The organism is Corynebacterium sp. H78 (genome assembly GCF_037572275.1).
In the GTDB taxonomy this organism is placed as follows: domain Bacteria; phylum Actinomycetota; class Actinomycetes; order Mycobacteriales; family Mycobacteriaceae; genus Corynebacterium.
The window spans coordinates 471662-493664 of record NZ_JBBHKX010000002.1 but is presented as its reverse complement, the minus strand read 5'-3'; the positions used below and the strand labels follow the sequence as shown (position 1 = coordinate 493664).

At 57.1% G+C, this 22003-nt stretch carries 18 protein-coding genes; all 18 read right to left on the bottom strand.

Going from position 1 to position 22003, the window contains the following annotated elements; translation table 11 throughout:
• Window positions 1–54 precede the first annotated feature (54 nt).
• The 18 genes from WG934_RS03400 to WG934_RS03315 all read right to left on the bottom strand — a co-directional run bounded on the left by WG934_RS03400 (window position 55) and on the right by WG934_RS03315 (window position 21846).
• Window positions 55–2028: a ComEC/Rec2 family competence protein gene (locus WG934_RS03400; RefSeq protein ID WP_339988697.1), complete on the bottom strand. Its 1974-nt coding sequence runs from the start codon at window positions 2026–2028 to the stop codon at window positions 55–57.
• A complete protein-coding gene (locus tag WG934_RS03395; RefSeq protein ID WP_339988696.1) occupies window positions 2029–2862 on the bottom strand; it encodes a ComEA family DNA-binding protein in 834 nt (277 codons plus the stop codon).
• 97 nt (window positions 2863–2959) lie between these two features.
• Entirely contained in the window at window positions 2960–4219 is a 1260-nt protein-coding gene (locus WG934_RS03390) for a DegV family protein (protein ID WP_339988695.1), read from the bottom strand.
• Window positions 4216–4869, bottom strand: a complete 654-nt coding sequence (locus tag WG934_RS03385; RefSeq protein ID WP_339988693.1) for a histidine phosphatase family protein — start codon at window positions 4867–4869, stop codon at window positions 4216–4218. Before WG934_RS03385 ends, WG934_RS03390 begins: the two co-directional genes overlap by 4 nt.
• Before the next feature lie 4 nt (window positions 4870–4873).
• On the bottom strand, window positions 4874–5332 hold the full coding sequence (rsfS, locus tag WG934_RS03380) for a ribosome silencing factor (protein WP_339988691.1): 459 nt from the start codon (window positions 5330–5332) through the stop codon (window positions 4874–4876).
• A gap of 118 nt (window positions 5333–5450) precedes the next feature.
• Window positions 5451–6101 (bottom strand): nicotinate-nucleotide adenylyltransferase, encoded by a 651-nt coding sequence (gene nadD / locus WG934_RS03375; RefSeq protein ID WP_339977592.1) that lies wholly within the window; start codon window positions 6099–6101, stop codon window positions 5451–5453.
• A 105-nt stretch (window positions 6102–6206) separates the two neighbouring features.
• On the bottom strand, window positions 6207–7535 hold the full coding sequence (locus WG934_RS03370) for a glutamate-5-semialdehyde dehydrogenase (protein ID WP_339988690.1): 1329 nt from the start codon (window positions 7533–7535) through the stop codon (window positions 6207–6209).
• A gap of 35 nt (window positions 7536–7570) precedes the next feature.
• The gene (locus tag WG934_RS03365) at window positions 7571–7765 is read right to left on the bottom strand and encodes a hypothetical protein (protein ID WP_339988688.1); all 195 of its coding nucleotides are present in this window, start codon (window positions 7763–7765) and stop codon (window positions 7571–7573) included.
• Window positions 7766–7783: 18 nt separating this feature from the next.
• Window positions 7784–8518 (bottom strand): class E sortase, encoded by a 735-nt coding sequence (locus WG934_RS03360; protein ID WP_339977586.1) that lies wholly within the window; start codon window positions 8516–8518, stop codon window positions 7784–7786.
• An 8-nt stretch (window positions 8519–8526) separates the two neighbouring features.
• Complete coding sequence (gene proB / locus WG934_RS03355; protein WP_339977584.1) at window positions 8527–9675, bottom strand: glutamate 5-kinase; 1149 nt, start codon at window positions 9673–9675, stop codon at window positions 8527–8529.
• A 2-nt stretch (window positions 9676–9677) separates the two neighbouring features.
• On the bottom strand, window positions 9678–11183 hold the full coding sequence (gene obgE, locus WG934_RS03350; RefSeq protein ID WP_339988687.1) for a GTPase ObgE: 1506 nt from the start codon (window positions 11181–11183) through the stop codon (window positions 9678–9680).
• Window positions 11184–11334: 151 nt separating this feature from the next.
• Window positions 11335–11595 carry a 50S ribosomal protein L27 gene (rpmA, locus tag WG934_RS03345; RefSeq protein WP_339977580.1) on the bottom strand — a complete coding sequence of 87 codons (261 nt, stop codon included), beginning with the start codon at window positions 11593–11595 and terminating at the stop codon, window positions 11335–11337.
• Between the two features lie 33 nt (window positions 11596–11628).
• Window positions 11629–11937: a 50S ribosomal protein L21 gene (gene rplU, locus WG934_RS03340; protein WP_339977578.1), complete on the bottom strand. Its 309-nt coding sequence runs from the start codon at window positions 11935–11937 to the stop codon at window positions 11629–11631.
• A 282-nt stretch (window positions 11938–12219) separates the two neighbouring features.
• The gene (locus WG934_RS03335) at window positions 12220–15981 is read right to left on the bottom strand and encodes a translation initiation factor IF-2 N-terminal domain-containing protein (RefSeq protein WP_339988685.1); all 3762 of its coding nucleotides are present in this window, start codon (window positions 15979–15981) and stop codon (window positions 12220–12222) included.
• 431 nt (window positions 15982–16412) lie between these two features.
• Window positions 16413–16823 (bottom strand): nucleoside-diphosphate kinase, encoded by a 411-nt coding sequence (ndk, locus tag WG934_RS03330; protein ID WP_339977574.1) that lies wholly within the window; start codon window positions 16821–16823, stop codon window positions 16413–16415.
• A gap of 114 nt (window positions 16824–16937) precedes the next feature.
• Window positions 16938–17357 (bottom strand): DUF4233 domain-containing protein, encoded by a 420-nt coding sequence (locus WG934_RS03325; protein WP_339978798.1) that lies wholly within the window; start codon window positions 17355–17357, stop codon window positions 16938–16940.
• Window positions 17358–17452: 95 nt separating this feature from the next.
• The gene (folC, locus tag WG934_RS03320) at window positions 17453–18925 is read right to left on the bottom strand and encodes a bifunctional tetrahydrofolate synthase/dihydrofolate synthase (RefSeq protein ID WP_339989237.1); all 1473 of its coding nucleotides are present in this window, start codon (window positions 18923–18925) and stop codon (window positions 17453–17455) included.
• A gap of 182 nt (window positions 18926–19107) precedes the next feature.
• Window positions 19108–21846 carry a valine--tRNA ligase gene (locus tag WG934_RS03315; RefSeq protein ID WP_445228177.1) on the bottom strand — a complete coding sequence of 913 codons (2739 nt, stop codon included), beginning with the start codon at window positions 21844–21846 and terminating at the stop codon, window positions 19108–19110.
• Window positions 21847–22003: the final 157 nt, after the last annotated feature.

Sequence of the window (22003 nt, the reverse complement as noted above, 5' to 3'; positions counted from 1 at the left end):
ATTATACGAATAGCACAACGGTTTGGGGTCGTTTTCAAGAAAGTTGACTACGGTTCACCGGTTAGACCCACGCCACACGCTCCCATCTGTGTAAAGAGCCTGTGGCCCATCCCGTCCCGGACACACAACAGACACTGCATCCGGCGTCTCAATCTCTGCTCGCGCCCTCTTATTGCATTGCTTCACGACGATCCATGTCACTCCACCATCGCCTTGCCTTGCTACGGAGTCGTCCTCCCTCAAACCTGTGATCTCATCGACTGTGTCCACCACAACGGTCGTCACTGTCACCCCTGTCGAAGTACCAACTACAGCTGGCACATCTTCCCCGCCAAGCCCTAGCGAAATACGACAGTCTCGGTTCACCGTCGCTTGAGGGGAACTGGTTTCGCCAAGCTTTTCGCCCCCACGCAGCGCCGCCCCTCGCCCCGATGGATGCTCGAAAACAACCACATTCGACCCCACCATGCACACAGCAGACAACCACCCTGCAGGTGCACGCGGAATATGTAAACCCCACGCTACAGATATAGGAGCCACACACAACACAACGGTTGCACCTGTCACCACCACATGAGTTGTCAGCACCGTCCACCGCCACAGTGCAACGACGAAGCAGACCAGCACGGCAGCACCTAGCACTCCTAGTTCGCCCGCTGCACCTGGAACCTTGGACGCTACCGACCCCACAAAGTAGACCCACCACGCAAACGGAGCCGCCACCCATGTCAGCGCAGTGGCTACCCACGTCAGTCCGAGTGCAGTAGCAAGCGCGGAAGCAGTTCCAAACACTGTCACCGGCGCCACCGCAGGCGCAGCCACAAGATTTGCAACAACTGCCACATGGCTCACGTTGCCGATGAACAGTGCCAACACCGGTGCCGTCACAATATGGGCAACCACCGCAACCGCTGTCCCTCGCACCACCGGAGCCGGCCATCCACGAATCCACGAAACTTTCAACAATCGTTGAACAAGCGGTTCCACTGCCAACACCAAGCCAGCGGTTGCTGCCACCGACAATGCAAAACCTACAGATACTGCCAGATCTGGAGCTACCACTAAAAGAACGACAATCCCCATTGCCAAAGCGGGAATCGCTTGCCCGCGTCGCCCCCACAACACGGCCAGTAGCCCAACACCACCAGTCATCATCGCTCTCAGCACAGACGGCTCCAGCCCGACAACAGCAACAAATCCCAGCAGCGACATAACACCAATCACCACCCGAACCCTCGGCGATGCCCATGCCACGCACATCATCGCTGCCCCCACTACTAGCGCCACATTGGCACCCGACACTGCAGACAAATGCGCTAGCCCAGAATCCACCATCATCTCGTGGTCACTAGCGTTAAAACCACGTTCGTCGCCAAGTGTCATCGCTGGAATTAGCCGATCTGGACCTTTCCATAAGTCCTCGGACGCAGCTCGCAATCCCTGCCGAATACGCGCGACATGTCCGTCCGGAGGCGTTACATCCACGATTCGACGCACCGTCAACCGCATCCCGGAAATCGCTGGCGGATCCGCCTCCTTCACTTTCACCATGGTGGCAAGCACAGTGCCACGGTCATGAGCCAGCAGTGACTCATCCCCGAACACGGCTACCGTCCCCGGCAGCCCCGCGACCTTCGCAGCTGCCATCGCACCAAATTCCGTCACCCGAGGCGCACCCGTAAGTTCCACTTCAGCCTGCGTCACACCACCGATCTTCTTGAACAGTGCATGCTTTTCGACGACTCTCCTCTTCAGCGCAACTGCGCACACGCTGGTAGCTGTGACAATGAGTACGAGAAGAAGCGATGGCATGGCACCGATGACTAGAGCAGTCCCCCAGGCTTGTTGATTCCAACGGCGTCGTCGAAAAGCCACAACCAATGCGCCGATACTTACTGCGAACAGCGCAACCACTCCGGCGGCGACCTGCCAAGAGTACAGAGCAACAACCGTGATTGACCATGTTGCAACAGCTGCGGGAATGAGTCTGAGGTCGAGTCCGGGACGCGCGACGGCGAGACTAGTCATCTAAACAGTGGCCTCGGACCGCAGTGTTTCCAACTTCGCGGGACCGATACCGGGGACTTCTTCGAGTTGATCAACGGAGACGAAAGGCCCGTTTTGTTCGCGATGGGAAACGATCTTCTTCGCCGTCGCTGGCCCAATCCCGGTTAGTTCCTCGAGTTCGGACTCCGTGGCGGTATTGATGTTGATCAAGCCCCCGGCACTGGACCCCACCTCTGAACCAGGAGCAACATCAGCCCCTGCCACTCCGCTTGCTGCACCACCACCGGTTTCTGCGCCTGGGATCGCGGCAACCCCTCCAGTAGCTGGCAACGCATCCGCCCCCACAACAATCTGCTGACCATCCTGCAAGGGCGCAGCCAAGACGACACTCGCAGGATTCGCTTCTGGCAACATGCCACCCGCAAGATCAATGGCATCCGCCACTCTCGCTGTTCCAGCAACCGTAACTACTCCCGGCCGATGAACGAGTCCCACCACAGACACCACAATTGTCGCGGGAGGGGCCATGTCGCCATCGGCAGGTGCTACTGCACCAGCAGCGCCAGGACGATGTGGTCCAGCGCCCACAGCATCCGCCACGGACGAGCCACCCGTCTCGTCCACCACGTTGGCGGCACCAACCGGCACACCGACTTCTGGCATCGAAGCACTCGGCGTCGCGACCACAAACAACCCGATCGCGGTTGCGATCACAACAAGCACCGCGATGACTGCCGTCGCGACAACAGCTGGCCGTTCTACGCGCAGCCTCTTCCTAGAAAAATCAATGGGCAGTGTTTCGTCATCGGGAATCGGTTCAAGCAGGTCGCCAAGCCGGTTTCGTAGTGCGTCCACGCCTGCACGATAAATCCATGGGCTTCACGACGACGCCCGTCATCACCACATAACCGCCATTGCTGTGGATAAGAATGCAGCTGTGGATCAGCAATGCCTATGGCTGGTCGAGGGTGTCATTGTCGCTGGTAGTTGTACCGCCAGCAGCGCTTTCACCTTCCACGGTTCCGCGTTCAATGGCATCTTCTACGACCTCATCACCGTTGCGACCGCGCGCATTTTCAACGCCTCCGCTGGTCGCCCCAAACTTCGCGCCTTCTGGATCCGAGGTATCTCGACGAGTCAAGTCAGCAATCGCCTTCGACAGTTGATCTGCCTTTTCGATAGCGCGACGTCGATTAGCGCTCCACGTCGGCAACTTCGAGGTCACCGCGGTGAACACTGGCTCGCCGTCCTTGGTTGGGATCGTGCCCCGCGGAGCCTCCCCATTCACAACTCCCTGGACTGCGCGATTGACGGCTTCATCCATGTCCAAGTCATCAACCGCGTCATCGTCTACCTTGTGTCCGTCCACAATGATGCCCAGCGCATATGCACCAAGACCTGTGTGCACAACCAACGATGGAGGAAGGTCCACGATCTTGTACCTCGTGCCACGAGGCATGACCAATTCGAGCATCGCTTGCAATTCGACGACGTCGTCAAGGGCATCACAGTGATGCAGCAGAATATGCGGAGCGGGAATCTCGCCATTTTCGTCGAGCGCTGCAGTACTACTTGCAACGGTATCCACCGCGAACTGAACGAGACGCTCTTTCACCTTCAGCTCAGTTCGGCACTTCGCCACCAGCGTCAAGGCACCGTTGACGAAACCCACCACAGGTCTGATTGCTAGAGCCGTCGACAGCACTGCCTGGCCAGTAGAGATACGACCGCCACGTCGCAAAGGTTCAAGTTTAGGCACGTACAACCACAAGTCGGAGCTGGCCAACATGTCTTCGGCTGCAGCTTGGCATTCATCCAAGGTGCCACCAGCGGCCGCCACTTTCGCGGCGCGAATGGCAGCAGCACCTACGACCGCACCGACACCTGCGCCACTCGTAGACGTGTCGACAACTCGAACATTGTCGAGCACACTCGCCGCCGTCACAGCATTAGACCACGTCGCTGAGAGTCCCTTACTCACGTGCAACGCCACTACCCCGGCGTCATTGCCACGCTCCAGCGCTCGCGCATACGTTGCGCACAGATGAAGTGGACTAGCGGCCGACGTCGACATTTCTGTCTCCGACTGAAGCACCTCAAGGGGCACGACAAAAATGCCGTTCTTCTTCGCTACCTTGGGTTCGAGGCATGCGGATTCATCAACGACAATCTGCACCCGCTTCTTGTTCTTCGACCGCTTCTTCACACTCACGGACACGTCACCTGCGCATTGAAAGCACCGAGATACCAGCCGAGACTTCCGTCTTCACGGTGCTTCGCGGACAATTCCACCCACGCCGTATTCCGCAGCCCATTGAACATGGTGTAGTGACTGATCGGCACCTCCATGAGAATCGCTGTCAGCGCCGCAATAGCTCCACCATGTGCCACCAACATGAAGGTGCTGCCTGGCCACGATTCGTCGTCAAGCAATTCGTCGACGACAGCGCGCATCCGCTGCGCCACTTCCAATCGGGTCTCCGCACCTTCCGGAGCCCACTCGGCATCGTGCCGCCACCGGTACCGAAGCCCCGGATACTCTGCGTCAATCTCCTCATGAGTTCGCGCCTGCCACACACCCAGCAGAGTCTCCCGCAAGCGCTGGTCACGCGAGACATTAACATTCAAAATCTCGCCAACAGCATCCGCTGTCCGCGCAGCACGCTGTAGATCCGACGACACAATCCGAGTCACCGCAGGCGTGAAATGCTCGAAATGCTTTGCGACGGCCGCAGCCTGCGCAAGGCCCACCTCCGACAACTCGGTATCGAGCTGCCCCTGCATACGACGCGTTGCGTTGTATGTGGTTTCTCCATGACGAAGCAGGATCAACCGGCGTGGTGGGATCTCGGTGGTGGCCATGATTCTAGAATTCGTTTGCGTCAGGGGCTTCTGCAGCCAGTGGGATTTCATCGATGGAACGCGCCGACAGCGCTGCATCGCGACGAGCTTCCGTCACGTTTTGCTCCAGACCTTCAACCTCGATGCGTGGGCAGTCGCTCCACAAACGATCGAGGCCGTAGTAGTCACGCTCTTCTCCGCGGAAGACGTGAATGACAACGGAACCGTAGTCAAGCAGCGCCCAGCGACCTTCGCGCACTCCCTCGCGACGAACAGGCTTCGCTCCCGCCTCGCGCAAATCATCTTCAATTTCGTCGATGATTGCGGAAACCAGACGCTCATTGTCGGCGCTTACCAGTACGAATGCATCGGTGATAACCAATGGATCCGAGACATCAAGCACTGCGACATCTTCACCCTTCATGCGGTCGGCAGCGAGGGCGGCAAGGCTGGCCAGTTTTGTGGCCTCGGCAGATGCAGTCACGAGTAAGCTTCAGCTCCTAGTTGAAAACGTTGTAAGACAAAGAAGTTGTAAAACAAAAGTGCGGTACAACACGTTTTAGAACAAAACGGTGTTCCCTCCGATGATAGTGCATGAACCATCACGGTTCTGGTGCCGAACCGACACCAGGTTCCTGGTACAGACCCCGTTTTGCGATGTACTGCACTACTCCATCAGGCACCAAGTACCAGACTGGGCGACCTTCAGCCGCCCGTTGACGGCAATCGGTCGAAGAAATTGCCATTGCCGGAATATCGATGAGATGCAGTCGGCCACGGTCGACATCAGGAAGTTCCTTTTCCGACAGATGGAAACCAGGACGGTTAACACCGACGAACGTCGCGGCATCAAACATCTTCTCCCAGTCGCGCCACGTCATGATCCTTTCCAACGCATCCGCACCAGTAATGAAGAACAATTCTGCATCCGGGTATTTGTGCGCCAAATCTCGCAGCGTATCGATGGTGTACGTCGCCCCGGGACGATCAATATCAACACGTGATACCGAGAAACGTGGATTCGACGCAGTCGCGATGACTGTCATCAAATACCGGTCCTCTTTTGACGACACCTTTCGGCCCGCCTTCTGCCACGGCTCGCCAGTCGGCACGAACAACACCGTGTCCAGATCAAATCGCGCCGCAACTTCACTTGCTGCCACGAGGTGACCGTTGTGAATCGGATCGAACGTACCGCCCATGATTCCCAGGCGGAACTTCTTATCGTTCTGCTTTACGACGCTGTCAGACATGGCAGGAACATTACCGGGCACAGGCGCACCTCGATAATCGAGGCGTGGCTGTATCCCCGTCGTGTGATTGCTCAACACGACATCAGGTGGGCACGAACGTCGTGCTTATGGGCGAGTCTGGCCCGTACCGCGCAAAATCCACTTCGTCGACGTCAACTCTGGCAGCGCCATTGGCCCGCGAGCGTGCAACTTTTGAGTTGAAATACCAATCTCAGCGCCAAAGCCGAACTGCTCACCATCAGTGAATGCCGTCGATGCGTTGACATTGACGGTCGAGGAATCGACGAGGTCCACGAACGTTTCACATACGTTCCAGTCCTGTGCGACGACTGCATCGGTATGCCCGGAGCCATGTTCGTTGATGTGGTTCGTCGCAGCCTCAACGCCGTCGACAATCTTCGCCGCAATATCGAAGGACAGGTACTCGTCGTTCCAATCGTCCTCGGTCGCTGGAATGATCTCGCCGTCCCACTGAACACGCGCCAAGTTGTCTACGTCACCGTGCACCCGGACTTCCTTGTCCCGCAGCGCAGCGAGTACCTTGCGGATATCAGCATCGGACAACGCAGCGTCGAAAAGCACCGTCTCGGTGGCGTTGCACACCGAACAACGACGCGTCTTACCGTTGATCAACATCGCAATTGCGTCATCCAGCTTGGCAGACGCATCAATGTATAGATGGCAATTGCCCGTTCCGGTCTCGATAGCCGGTACAGTCGCACCCTTGACGACGGCATTGATCAGGCCAGCACCGCCACGAGGAATGACGACGTCGACAAGTCCACGAGCCGTGATGAGATCCTGTACGGAGTCATGTGTTTCGCAAGGAAGCAACTGAACCAGGTCCTCAGGTGCATCATGCTTTGCCAACACGCTGCGAAGCACCTCGACCAACGCGGTATTCGAGTTCACGGCTGACTTAGAGCCACGCAGCAATGCGACATTGCCGGACTTCAGTGCCAAGCCGAAAGCATCGACGGTCACGTTCGGACGGGCTTCGTACACCATGCCCATCACGCCGAGAGGCACCCGCACCTGCGACAGCTTGATGCCGTTAGGCAGCACACGGCCACGCAGTACCTCGCCCACTGGGTCATCGAGACCCGCTACCTGACGAAGGCCACCTGCGATACCTTCGATTCGGTCGGAATCGAGACGAAGGCGGTCAATCAGAGACTCTTCCATGCCACGTTCACGACCAGCGGCAATATCTGCTTCATTCGCAGCCAGGATGGCAGAAGTTTGTGCGACAAGTTCTTCAGCAGCAGCGAGAAGAATCTCGTTCTTCTGCGCTGACGTGAACTGAGCAAGTGCTCGGGATGCGTCCTTTGCTCGACGAGCTTTTTCTAAAACCTCTGCACGTTCAGCTGCACGCGCTGGGGTGAGCTCGGAGTCAGTAGTCGACGCGGTATTATTCTGTGTGCTCTCAGCCATGTTTCCACAATAGATAATGAACACGGCTTACGGAGCTACGCTGCCGGAATATCTCCAAGGAATCCAGCGACACCAGATGCGACTGCTACATCGGTCCACGGCAGCATCGGCTCGACCCAAGGGAAGACGACCTTCATCAACAAGAAGAAGATGCCTACCAAGAGCACTAGCACCACAATCAGTCGGAACCACACTGGGCCGGGAAGAATGCGCCACAACGCTGCATACATGTGTTTACCCTCTTTCGCTTACTTCTGGTCTACGCCAGCGAGAACTGCGTGCACGATCAAACGGTGGGTGTTATCCCACTTTGGGTGGCACGTGGTAAACGTCAGCATTGTAGCGTTGCCCGACGGATTCACAACATCGACGCGATCTGGTGTCACAATCATGCTGCCGGGAAGAGCTGGAATCTCAGTCCCCTCAGGAACGCAATCAAAAGTTTCCCCCGCTCCAGCTAGACCATCGAGTGGCAATACCTTGTAGTGGTACACAGCGTCTCGCGTTTCGACGGTGATGTCATCACAGGTGCCCAGCACGTCAATGTTGTCGAACGGCGCGCCATTGCCATCGCGGTGAGCAGCAAACGACGAGTTTCCTACCTGCCCTGGCAGTGCAGTATCTGGGTAGTGGCCTGGGCCTGCCGCCAGCGTTCCCTGATCCACGCCTTCAAACGCCACCAGTTCGTTAATGCCTGCCTTTGGGGCAGTGAGGAATGCGACTGGATTTCCTTGCTCTGCCCACGTCGCAGAACCATTGGCACCCTCGTTGCCCGGAAGGACATTGCCGGCACCATTCGGATCTGGTTGTGCAGCGTTAGCTACTGGCTGGTTCCACGCAGAACGAAGATCGTCCGCTGCCTGCCCCTGTATCTTCGAGTTTTCTACACCCGTCCAATACAGCAAGTAAAAGGCGAACAACGCGGCAATAACTCCTGCTGTAATGAGGAGCTCACCAATAACGCCAATAATTCTGCTGAACATACAAACAATTATGCACGTGAAGCATATTCCGACAAGTAATCGGCATGCACTACTGGCTTTTGCATCCCGTCTGGTAGAGACGCTGTTGGGAATCCAATCATCTGTTCCAGCTCGCTCGCGTCATAATTCACTTCACCACGGCCGACGCTTTCACCGTTGGGACCGACAATTTCGACAATGTCACCCGCCGAAAAATCGCCATCAATGCTAGTAATACCGACTGGCAAGAGAGACTTGCGCCATTCGGTTACTGCTGTCACGGCTCCTTCGTCGATACGCAAAACTCCGTGAGCGTCTGCCGCATACAATGCCCAGAACTTCCACGACGACAAGCGATTCTCCTTAGCCGCGAATGCTGTGCCAACATCCGCTGCGTCGAGAGCGCGATCGATATTCTCGGTTGAAGTCAGCAAAACAGGCACACCAGCACGGGATGCCAGTCGCGCTGCAGTAACTTTTGATGCCATGCCTCCGGTGCCAAGAGCGCCACCGTCACCTGCGATAACGCCCTTCAGGTCATTCCCGCTCCACACTTCCGGAACGAACTTCGCGCCAGGTTCGGAAGGATTGCGGTCATACAAACCGTCCACATCTGACAAGAGGATCAACGCATCGCAATACGCAATGTGACTCACCAACGCCGCCAGACGGTCATTATCGCCGAAGCGGAACTCGAACGTGGCGACCGTGTCATTCTCGTTCACAATCGGCACTGCATGGAGTTGGCGCAGACGGTCGATAGTTCGCTGCGCATTGCGCGCACGAGTGCGGTCACCAGCGTCCGATGCCGTCAAAAGCACCTGGCCAGTCGTCCGTCCATAGCGCGCAAACGAACGTCCCCACTCTTGTGCCAAGCGCACCTGCCCGACAGCAGCGGCGGCCTGCTTCGTTGCCAAATCAGTTGGCCGTGACGTCAGGCCCAAAGGTCCCATTCCTGACGCCACTGCACCCGACGACACCACAATGATGTCGCTTCGCCCCATTCTTTTCTCCAATGCATCCGCAATAAAGTCGATGCGTTCTGGATCGGTACGTCCGTCGGGACCAGTCAGAGATGACGAGCCGATCTTGACGACGACTCGCTTCGCCAACGCAATATCGTTGCGCGTTGAACTGGAGAAACCCGTTGGTGCGGATGGGGTTGAGGCGACATGCATAGTTACTGGAAACGCTCCCTATCTGCGACCTGGCCGTCGCCATAGTCGAATTCGTCAATGAGTCCACGACGAGCCTGCGAGGCACGCTTGCGCTCTTCGGCAGAGGCACGTTCGTTGGCGTACAGGCGATCGTCGGTGCCTCGACCGGATGGCACGAAGTCTTCACCGGCAGCCATCTGTGGGTGCCACTCGAAAGTGATGTACGAGATGGTCACTGGGCAACCAGGAACTGCACCAGCCTTGGCCAGTGCTTCTTCAACACCGATCTTGGCCAAGCGGTCGGCCAAGTAACCGACAGCTTCGTCGTTCTCGAAGTCCGTCTGGTGAATCCATCGTTCCGGCTTGCGCCCGACAACCTTGAAACCACCTTCGTGGTCTGGATCCTTGACAATCTCGAACTCCTGGACGCGACCGCGACGTCCGACAGGCTTCGGAGTCAGCACAGTATGCTTCTCAGGGCTAGGAGCAGGATTGTCCTTACGGAACTTCTCAATGAGGTCTTTCAGGCCGTAGATCAATTCCTTCAGGCCTTCGTGGGATGCGGTGGAAATCTCGAAGATTGGCCAACCGAACTCCTCAAGCTCTGGACGCATCATCTCCGCCATATCCTTAGCATCTGGAATGTCCAGCTTGTTCAGAATAATGACGCGAGGGCGCGTGCGTAGGTCACCGAGACCCACATCGTTTTGCAACACGGACTGGTAATTCTCCAGTTCGTGTTCCAACACCTTGATATCGGATACCGGGTCACGGTCACTTTCAAACGTCGCACAGTCCACAACATGGGCAAGCACAGCCGTACGTTCAATGTGGCGCAGGAAATCCAATCCCAGACCACGGCCCTCCGAAGCACCCGGAATCAACCCAGGAACGTCCGCAATGGTAAACGACTCATGCCCAACATTGACCACGCCGAGGTTTGGCTGCAACGTCGTAAACGGGTACGCACCAATCTTTGGCTTAGCCGCGCTCAAGGCGCTAACCAGAGAGGACTTACCTGCCGACGGGAACCCCACCAAGCCAACGTCGGCCATGGACTTGAGTTCGAGTACTAGGTCCTTTTCTTCGCCTGGTTCGCCCAATAGAGCGAAACCTGGTGCGCGGCGGTGCTTATTGGCCAATGCTGCATTTCCCAAACCTCCGTAGCCACCTTCAGCTGCGACGAAGCGGGTACCGATGCCGGTCATATCAGCCAGCACTTCCCCATCCGTCGTGGTGACAACAGTGCCCTCTGGTACCTTCAAGATGAGGTCTTCACCACGCGCACCATTTCGGTGATCACCTGCGCCAGGGCTTCCCTTTTCCGCCTTGATGTGCGGGTGAAAGTGAAAGTCCATCAGAGTGTGGACTTGCGGGTCGACAACAAGGACGATGTCACCACCATGACCACCGTTACCGCCATCGGGACCGCCGAGTGGCTTGAACTTTTCCCGGAGCACGGAGTTACAGCCGTGGCCACCGTCACCGGCCTGCAAGTGCAGTACTACACGGTCAATAAAACGAGACATGACTGAAATTCCTGTTTCCTAGAAAAGAGCACGGAATGCGAAAGAAATCAAAACGAGTTCTCTACCAATTTTGGCACATGCGCACGCCTGGGTATTAAAAGAATGAAGGGACTGCCAAATGGCAGCCCCTTCATGTTAAAAGCTCAGTTGTTTACGCCTCAGCGTCTTCCACGATGGAAACGATGCGACGGTTACGACGGGAACCGAACTGAACGGCACCTGCCTTCAGGGCGAAGAGAGTGTCGTCCCCACCGCGACCGACGTTCTCACCTGGGTGGAACGAGGTTCCGCGCTGACGGACGAGGATCTCGCCTGCCTTGACCTGCTGGCCGCCGAAGCGCTTCACGCCGAGGCGCTTGGCCTCGGAGTCGCGGCCGTTGTTGGTGCTGGATGCACCCTTCTTAGAAGCCATGATTTCTCCTTGGGAAAAGCTTGATCGGCGGGTTTACTTAGCGATACCAGTGACCTTGAGTACCGTCAGCTGCTGACGGTGGCCCCAACGACGCTTGTAGCCGGTCTTATTCTTGTAGTGCATACCGCGGATCTTCGGGCCCTTAGCGGACTCGACGATTTCGGCGTTTACCTTAACGTTGGCAAGCTTGTCAGCGTCGGAAACGACATCTGCGCCATCGACGAGCAAAACCGGGGTGAGAGCCACGGAAGAACCTGACTCACCCTCGATCTTCTCGACCTTGACGAGGTCACCTTCGGCAACCTTGTACTGCTTGCCGCCGGTCTTGACGATCGCGTACATAGGAGGGCTACCCCTTTTTCGTTGATTGGCTCAAAGAACTGTTGTTCCTTGACTGGACAATGTATTTGCGTCCTTCAGTGTGCTTTGGACCGCGAGCCGATTTCTCAGTTCGCTTTCCAGGCGAGCATCCCGATTTTTCGTGACCTCGTCCAGCGCATGCCTAGCACACCTTTGAACAGCGACTGGTCAAGAGTAGCGAATGTAACCCCTAAATTACAAACTGCCCCGGACAGAGCCCTCTTTAGAGGCTCTTCCAGGGCATTTTGCAATCGGCGCTTTGTACTACTCCGAAACCCGACGTACTACCCGTCGAGTGCGACGACGACCCGAGCGTGCCGACGATGCCGACGGTTCAGCCTGTGCAGACCCGGTCTTCGGTGCCGTCGTCTTCTTCGCCTCAGTCTTTGCTCCGCTCTTAGCCTCAGTTGGCTGAGAAGCCGATGAACGCGGCGCAGACTTCTTCGTAGCCTGGCTGCCTGTGTTCTTGCGAACTACGCGACGACGACCACGTCGTGAAGCAGTCCCAGACTTGGGAGCAGAAGCCTTCGAAGCTTCTTCACCAGTAGTCGCTGCCTGCGGTGCCTGAGTCTGCGGAGCGTCGGTCTTCGCAGTCTGCGTCTTCGGAGCAGCTGCCTCTGCCTGTGGCGTGAAGTCCTCAGGCTTTGGTGCGTGATCCGAGCGAGACTTGCCACGAGTTGGACGCTGGCGACGCGGTGACTTGTCGAATTCAGCCTTCGCTTCCTCGTAGGTCTTCTCCTGGCGTAGCTCGGATTGTTTCTTCGCCTGACGCTGGCCCGAGCGTTGGGTAGCACGCTTCGTAGAACGTCCGCCCGACTTCGTTTCTGGACGCTGCTTGTCGTTGGTGTCGTCAGCAGCGGTCAGCAGCTCCGTTTCTGGGCTTTCCTCCTGGCGGATGTCCGTACGAGCTACTCGGCGAACTACCCGTCGACGACCACGTCGACGAGCAGCAAGAGTTTCCTTGCCCGTGCGTTCTGGAGTCTCCTCGCTCTTCGTCTTACTCTTTGCGACCTTGTCGGTCGGCGTAGCTGGCGCTTCCAAATGGGTCGCTGTTGGCGCAGGTTCAGCCACGGCTGTCGCTTGTGGCTCCGTGCGCTGGGTTTCCGCGCGATGATCGACGTGCACTACCCGACGACGACGGCGACGACGTCCAGTGTGCGCCACGTAACGATCATCGGATGGCTCTTCAGGATCTGCCTCACGTGCCTCGGCAACGGCTGCAGCAGCAACAGCAGCAATCGAGTTGTCTTCTCGCGGTTCCCGGAATTCTTCACGACGAGCATCCCGGTGTCTACCCTGTTGAGCCGCCGCACGTCGTCGACGACGACGTGGTGGGCGCTTTTCCTCAGCCTGAGATTCAGCTACCACCGATTCCACGGCCGCCTCGACTGCGTCCTGTGGCTTCTCAGTCTCCTGCGACTGAGTGCTCGTGCGACGATCTTGCGCATCCTGTGGACGCGTAGTTACGCGACGGCGACGACGTCCCGATCGTGCCGGACGTTCGGAATCGTGACGCTCCTGGCGCTCTGGACGTTCCTCGTGCTGCTGGCCGGACTGCTTGTCAGTGCCCTGGCCCTGCGCCGTGGAATCGCGGGACGCATCTTCCAACTCGTCGTCATTCTGCATAGCCAAAGCAACAGGATGCTTCTGCAGTTCCGTTGGCTTTTTGTGCTGATTCTTCTTGCTCTTCGCATGACGACGCGGCTGCTCGTCCTGCTCTACCGGATCGACGTGGATGATCAGACCTCGGCCGTTACAGGCTTCACAGCACGTCGAGAAGGTTTCGAGCAAACCTGTACCAAGTCGCTTGCGTGTCATCTGGACCAAGCCGAGCGAGGTAACTTCACTGACCTCGTGGCGCGTGCGGTCCCTGCCAAGGGCTTCCTTCAAACGGCGCAGAACCAAGTCCTGGTTTTCTGGCAGCACCATGTCAATGAAGTCAACGACGATCATTCCGCCAAGGTCACGGAGACGCATCTGGCGAACAATTTCTTCGGCAGCTTCCAAGTTGTTGCGCGTGACAGTCTCTTCGAGGTTGCCACCAGCACCAGTGAATTTGCCCGTGTTGACGTCGACCACGGTCATTGCCTCGGTGCGGTCAATGACCAGCGTGCCACCCGACGGCAGCCACACCTTGCGTTCGAGAGCCTTGGCAAGCTGCTCGTCGATACGGAAATGTTCAAAGACGTCTACATTGCCGTGCTGGTGAGCCTTGTACTGCTGAAGTCGGCTCGCCAACTCTGGTGCAACTCGTTCAACGTAATCCGACACCGTATGCCATGGGCGGTCGCCTTCAACTACGAGACGAGTGAAGTCTTCGTTAAACAGGTCGCGAACAACCTTGACGAGCATGTCTGGCTCTTCATACAACGTCAGCGGCTTTGCGCCACGACGGGCCTTCGCTTCTTCCGAGCGACGGTCGATGTCTTGCCACAGTGCTTCCAAACGATCGACATCAGCCTTGATGTCTTCCCGTGACATGTTCTCCGCTGCGGTGCGAATAATCGTGCCAGAGCCTGCAGGAGTAACTTCCTTCAGGATCTCCTTCAGTCGCTTGCGCTCAGACTCTGGTAGCTTTCGCGAAATACCAGCGCTGCGGCCACCCGGTACGTACACCAGGAATCGGCCAGCGAGCGAAATCTGCGTCGACAGTCGAGCACCCTTGTGCCCCACTGGGTCCTTGGTGACCTGCACCAACACCTGGTCGCCTGACTTCAACGCATGTTCAATGCGACGGCTACGTCCAGCATTGCCGAACATCTTCCAGTTCAGATCACCCGCGTACAGAACAGCGTTTCGATCCGTTCCGATGTCCACGAACGCTGCTTCCATGCTTGGCAGCACGTTTTGCACACGACCAAGGTAGATATTGCCGATTTGCGTGGTCTGCGTATCCGACGTGACAAAATGCTCAACCAGAATGTCATCTTCCAGCACACCAACCTGCGTCACGGTGCCATGATGATCCGTTCTCGCCCGCTCACGCACAACCATCGTGCGCTCGACGGACTCACGCCGCGCCAAAAACTCGGCTTCAGAAATGACATGGCGCTTGCGAGACTCTGCCTTACGCTCTTCACGACGACGACGCTGTGCTTCCAACCGCGTCGAACCCTTCACTGCCTTTGGCTCTTCAATCACGGGAACGTCATCTTCAGCGGGTTCCACATGTCCGACGGAACGAGTCTTTGTTACTCGCGTCTGGCTCGTGCCTTCGTCAGGTGCACTCTCAGCCTCGTCCGTCGCATTGGTCTGTGCTGACTTCTGCGCGGAATCAGGTGCACCTGCTCCCCGACCACGACGACGCCCCCGACGACGACGTGGGCGTGGCTGACGCTCTGGCGACTCAGCAGCAGATTCTTCCTGGTCGTCAGTTTGCTCTGGCTTTACGACGAACTCGCCACCGTCATCATCGATACTTTCGTCCAACTCGTCCGGGGTGTCGACAATCGGCTTCGGAGCCATGAAAACTGGCACCGCGAACGTAGGGTTTGGAGGTGGCGGGGTCACTGGTGGGACAACTTCGACAAGTTGCTCAGTGACGTCGTCGCCATGATCACCCATGATGACGAGACTGTTCTCAACAGCAGTATCCGCGTCGCTGGCAGTGTCAGTTACGACATCAATTTGGTCGGCGACGTCCTCGGCGTGCGTTTCTGCGACGTCAGTTTCTTCGGTGCCTGCATCTTCAGCATCGGCGTTGTCGGATTCTGTAGGCTTCGCTGTGACTTCTGGCTCCGCCGCAGGCTCAGGCTCCGCTGTTGCCTGATCTGCTGCTTGCTCAGTCGCATCGCCCGCTACCACGTCGGATCCGGAAATCGCTGCGAGCAGTTTTGCACGCTGCTCAGTGTCCACTGACGACGATGCTGTCTTCACTGCAACGTCGATATCTGCGAGGAACGCAATAAGTTCCTTTGAAGTTATGCCCAATTCTTTCGCAAATGCATGCACACGAATTTTGTGTGGTGCTTCTTCGTTATTAAAGTTGCGCGCTTGAGCGACTAATTCCTGGCTGTAGTCTGCCACGGTATGAGGTTCTCCTTGGTGCCGTCTAGGCCCACTCGCAACGACGACGCGTCATGAAAATACAAAAGTTCTCTCCATCTAACGAGAACTCAAACATTGCATGTCTGCTGCGGGGTCTTACAAAACGACGGTTGAATATTTAAAAGTCTGTTGTCGCACAATGATGCCCAGCGATCGTCTGCGCCTACAGCTGTGAACCCTCCTCGAGGGTTCCCGTAAACCAGAGAGTAGGAGTCAGCGAGCGAACATCTCTATGCGCTGTCCATTGTCGCACAGGTACGGGATCAAGGTATGAATCGGCGCAATTCAACAACTGCCCATGCTGCGTGCTTTCCCCCACCCCGGATATAGAAAAAGCCACCGCCAACATGTGCTGGCGGTGGCCTCAGTGTTGTTTGGCGGTTTTCACCGCCATTCGGCACTAGAACTGATTAGAGATTTGGAAACCAGATACCGATTTCACGCTCTGCGGACTCTGGGGAGTCAGAGCCATGAACAATGTTGTTGGAAACCTCGAGTGCGAAGTCACCGCGAATGGAGCCTGGGGTTGCAGACTCGACTGGGTTGGTGCCACCAGCCAGCTGACGCCATGCAGCAATAGCATTTGGACCCTCGATCACGCCTGCAACCAGTGGTGCGGATGTGATGAAGTCAACGAGCTCACCGAAGAATGGCTTCTCGGTGTGCTCTGCGTAGTGCTCCTTAGCCGTAGCTTCGTCAGCGGTACGCAGGTCCATAGCGACCAGCTTCAGGCCCTTGCGCTCGATGCGAGAGATAACCTCGCCAACGAGTCCGCGTGCAACGCCGTCAGGCTTAATGAGAATCAGGGTACGTTCAGTCATGAACCGAATAATACTTGTAATAGCGACAGCCGTCAGAAATAGGGTGTTGCACCCTATTTCTGACGGCTGCTGTAGTGGGATCGTCGTGAAGCAAATGCCCAGCGCTACGCAGCACTACATGTGCTGAGTAGTGAGCAAGCCACGCTCCATGCGCTGAAGCAAGTTCTTGCGCAGATGGAAAATGTAGAGCCACACGAGAGCGAAAATCACACCGACGAAGCCCATCGACCAATGCGCGACAAACGACAGTAGACTGAACACCTGCGTGACGATATTCGCCTTGACCGCCCACTCACGCTGCTGAACAAATGCAAGCAGGAACAGCACAACACCGAGGATGGCGATGTAGGCCATACCGGCGGTGTGGCCGATGATGCTGCCGCCATCGACACGCGAGACGACAGTAAGGCCCAACAAGACGGAGATCGACTGCATGACCAACGTACCCGCCATCACTCCGCGAAGACCTTTTAGTGGATCCTTCGCAGGGTCATGTCCAGCACCGAGTGGCCCGTACTTACCGCCATCTGACAAGTCTTGGCCGTGTTCGTACGCGCGCAGTGCCTCGCGGTCGATTCCCGACAGATCTCGCTGTGAACCACTAGCACTCGGCTGTGTTTCTTCTTCGCTCACTGTGGATCCTTTCCAAATAGGGTCCGTGCTTCACCCGCAGTGACAACTGAGCCAGTCACGATAACACCAGAACCACTCACGATGCCATCTCCAGAATCGGTTTCTTCCGCCAGCGCAACTGCGAGTTCAACAGCAGATGGCAGCGTCTCGATTCGGTGTACTCGTTCATCTCCAAAAATCTGGTCCGCCAGGTCGGCGAGGTCCTCCATTGGCAGGGCGCGTGGCGACGAATTTTCCGTCACCACAACTTCCTCCAGATAAGGCTCCAGCTCAGTCAGAATTCCGCGAGCATCCTTTTCACCCAATACAGCGACAACTCCGACAACCTTGCGGAAGTCGAACTCTGCCTGCAATGCTTCACGCAGCGCGCGGGCACCATGCGGGTTGTGTGCTGCGTCGATAAAGACGGTCGGCGTAGCACGTACTCGTTCGAGGCGGCCTGGTGAGGTAACCGTCGCAAAGCCTTCGCGCACGGCATCGATTGCGAGCCGACGACCGGGACCTGCACCAAAAAACGCTTCGACGGCAGCAAGTGCAGTGGCAGCATTGCGGGCCTGGTGAGGGCCATGCAAAGGCAAGTGAATGTCCTCGTACTCGCCGGCAAGTCCACGGAGAGTCAAATGCTGACCGCCCACTGCCAACTGCTGCGACACGACGCCGTATTCAGCACCAGCGCGCGCGACTGACGCGTCGCACTCAACAGCCCTCTTCAGCAAAACCTCCATCGCTTCTGGAACCTGCTCACCGATAACGGCGACGTTGTCCGGCGGAGTCAACAAATCAGAGGCGTTCCACCGAGACTTGATAATGCCGGCCTTTTCCTCTGCTACTTCAGCAATGGTGTCACCGAGGTATTCCGTGTGATCCAGACCAATCGGGCAGACCACTGCGACATCGGCTTCCGCGACGTTCGTCGCATCCCATGTGCCGCCCATACCGACTTCGACGACAGCGACATCGACGGGTGCATCCGCGAAAGCTGCGTATGCCATCGCCGTGAGCACTTCGAATTTGCTCATTTTTGGCCCGCCTTCGGCCTCAGATTCAGCATCGACCATCTCGACAAAAGGCTGAATCTCACGCCAAATTCGGACATAGTCCCGCGGGTGAATTGGGGCACCGTCAATAGCGATGCGCTCCGTCACCAGCTGTAGATGCGGGCTCGTCGTGCGTCCGGTACGACGTCCCATCGCCCGCACCAGCGACTCGATCATACGAACAGTCGAAGTTTTGCCGTTGGTGCCGGCAACGTGAATCACTGGAGCGCTGCGCTGCGGCGAGCCCAGGTAATCCATCAACTTCTCGATACGCTCCAGCGACGGATCAATCTTCGTCTCTGGCCAACGCGTATCTAGTGCCGCTTCGACGACAGCAAGTTCTGCCAGGTCCTCCGCAGTCACCTGCTGTGAGGTCGGCGCATTGACAGGCTTATCGACGTCGACAGGAAGCGATAACCCCTCTTCGTTCATCGACAGCGAGCCGAACGACACCGACGACAACGAGCCCAGCAGTTCATCTGCAGCGGCTTCGGCTTCCGAATCTTCTACAGATTCTGCAAGCTCGCGCGGTTCCGTGTCCTCGACAATTTGAGTCTCGGCAGGGTCGAATGCTGGGCCGACCTCATCGAATTCGCCGTCTAGATTCTTGTCACTCATGCCTGTGGCAATCCATCCAAGCGAGCCTTGATGCGGTCAATCTCTTCCAGTGCAACCTGGTGACGTGATCGAATCTTCTCCACGACAGCCTCTGGAGCCTTACCGAGGAATGCTTCGTTACCGAGCTTCTTCTCAGTACCGGCTAGTTCCTTCTCAGCCTTCGCCAAGTCCTTTTCCAGTCGCTTACGCTCTGCAGCCACGTCGACTGTGCCGGAAGTATCGAGCTCGACAACGATCGTTGCCTGCGACAAGCGAACCTCGATTGAAGCAGTTGCAGTAAAGCCTTCTGCTGGTTCCTCCGCGCGAGCCAGGGAGCGGATAATTGCTTCCTGGTCCTGTAGGTCAGCCGCTGCCAACTCCATACGGGCAGGAACGCGCTGTGATGGCTTCACGCCCTGGTCATTGCGGAAACGACGTAGCTCGGTCACGAGCTTTTGAACGTCTTCGATGCGACGAGCAGCCGTCTCATCTACAGCTGCACCGTTCGTCGTCATTTCGGCAGTTGGCCACGACGCGATAACCAACGACTCTGGAGTGTCTGCATCGCCGTCGGTCAATGCTTTCCACAGCGTTTCCGTGACGAATGGCATCGTTGGGTGCAGCAACCGAAGCAGCGTATCCAAGACATTGCCAAGAACCGTACGAGTCGATTCAGCGCGAGCTTCCTGCTCTTCGGTGAGGCTCTCCCCTTCCTTCAAGAATGGGAAGTCAACCTTCGTCATCTCCAAGTACCAGTCACAGAACTCGTCCCACGCAAAGTGGAATAGGGCTTCGTTAGCCTTCGAAAACTCGTACTTGTCTAGCGCAGCGTCGGCCTCAGAGCGAACTTGCTCCAAGCGATCGAGAATCCAGCGGTCGGTATCCGTCAGCGTCTCGCGAGCCGGCATTGCCGACACCTTGGCACCGTTCATCAGCGCGAAGCGAGTTGCGTTAAACAGCTTCGTCGCAAAGTTACGGGACGACTGTGCTGCATCGTTGCCAACCGGAAGGTCGGAACCTGGGTTTGCGCCACGGGCAAGCGTGAAGCGTAGGGCGTCCGCACCGTAGTCGCGAACCCAATCGAGTGGATCGATGCCGTTGCCAAGGGACTTGGACATCTTGCGCCCTTGCTCGTCGCGCACCAGGCCGTGCAGGAACACATCGTTGAATGGCACCTGTGGTCGACCATCCTTGCCCTTACCCAGAGGCGAGTTAGGCAAAGTGGCTGCGAACGTCGAGAACATCATCATGCGGGCGACCCAGAAGAACAGGATGTCGTATCCAGTGACCAGCACAGATGTTGGGTAGAACTTTGCAAGCTCTGGAGTTGCCTCCGGCCAGCCCATCGTGGAGAACGGCCACAACGCAGACGAGAACCAAGTGTCCAAGACATCTGGGTCCTGGCGCCAGCCTTCGCCCGTTGGCGGCTCGTCGTCCGGACCACAGCAGACGATCTCGCCTTCTGGTCCGTACCAAATTGGAATGCGATGACCCCACCACAACTGACGGGAAATGCACCAATCGTGCATATCATCGACCCAATCGAACCAACGAGGCTCCTGCGATGCTGGGTGAATTACCGTGTCGCCTTCGCGAATTGCATCGCCGGACATCTTGGCCAGCTGCTCGACCTTGACAAACCACTGTTCGCTCAGAAGTGGCTCGATAGCTTCGCCCGAGCGTTCCGAGTGTCCAACAGAGTGGACGTACGGGCGGATTTCCTTCACGATTCGGCCCTGCTCGCGCAGTGCCTCCGTGATCTCCTTACGTGCTTCCGCGCGATCCATACCGTCAAAGCGAGTACCGGTATTGAAAATCGTGCCCGTGGTGTCAATGACTTCAGGCATGTCCAGGTTGTGACGCTGGCCCATGGCAAAGTCATTCGGATCGTGCGCCGGAGTGATCTTCACAGCGCCGGTACCGAACTCCAGATCGACATAGTCATCTGCAATAACTTCGATCTTCAAATCACCGCGGAACGGATGTGGAAGAACTTTGCCGACGAGCGCCGTGTACCGCTCATCGTCTGGATGAACTGCAATTGCGACGTCACCCAGCATTGTCTCGACACGGGTGGTGGCAACAACGATGGACTCTTCGCCATCGCCGTAACGGAACGATACAAGCTCACCGTCGACATCTTCGTACTTGACTTCGATATCAGAGATTGCCGTTTGCAGAACTGGCGACCAGTTCACCATACGCTTGGCGCGGTAAATAAGACCCTGGTCGTACAGCTCCTTAAAAATGGTCTGAACAGCTCGCGACAGCCCCTCATCCAGAGTGAAACGCTCGCGCTCCCAGTCCAGCGAATCGCCGATCATGCGCATCTGGTTACCGATGCGATCGCCAAAATCGCGCTTCCATTCCCAGACCTTCTCGACGAACTCTTCGCGGCCATAGTCGAAGCGGTCCTTGCCCTCTTCTTCCTTGAGCTTGGCCTCGACCTTGGTCTGCGTTGCGATACCAGCATGGTCCATGCCTGGCAGCCACAAAACCTCATAGCCCTGCATACGCTTGCGACGCACCAGCGCATCCATCAACGTGTGGTCGAGCGCGTGGCCCATGTGCAGCTGACCGGTCACATTTGGTGGCGGAAGGACGATCGAATACCCAGGCTTGTCGCTGGCGGGATCAGCATGGAAATACCCTGCGTCTACCCACCCCTGGTACAGGTCAGCCTCTACCTCCGCCGGGTTCCACGACTTGGGCAGCTTGTCTGCTTTATTCACGTTCTTCTCGCTCACGTCAGTCACGCGCTACATCTTAGCCTGAACGCCGGATTCGCTTGACGACGGCTTCGCGGGAGGGCATCACTTTCCTTGGGGATAGTACTGTCCGGTAAATTTTCCAGTCATGGCATCTGGAAAACTTCTTGGCGCAATTGGCGTATTCGGTGTACTTACTGTTGCG